We start from the raw sequence: 257 nt of genomic DNA, 5'->3' as shown, positions 1-257 counted from the left end.
GCGGATGTTCGGCCGGTAAGACCGCGTCGGCTCGAGAGCCCACCCTACGAAGTCCGGGATGCGGACGAGGGGCGGCTCGGCAGCCTGCGGACGCAAGCCGTACAATAAGCCCATGCGCATCCTCATCGTCGAAGACCACCCCGATATCCTCGCCAACCTGTATGGCTTCCTGGAGCCGAAAGGCCATGTGCTCGATTCCGCCCGCAACGGTTACGCAGGACTGGCACTGGCTTCGGAAAACGACTACGACGTGATCG

1 pseudogene is annotated in these 257 nt (G+C 63.0%); it reads left to right on the top strand.

The features are described from left to right. Window positions 1–112: 112 nt before the first annotated feature. Window positions 113–257 (top strand): annotated as a pseudogene (locus KVT32_RS32420) (response regulator); the annotation flags it as partial.

Source organism: Achromobacter sp. GbtcB20, from assembly GCF_019091095.1.
In the GTDB taxonomy this organism is placed as follows: domain Bacteria; phylum Pseudomonadota; class Gammaproteobacteria; order Burkholderiales; family Burkholderiaceae_B; genus Achromobacter; species Achromobacter mucicolens.
Note: the sequence above shows the minus strand (reverse complement) of the source record. Positions and strands in the feature narration are given on the sequence as shown.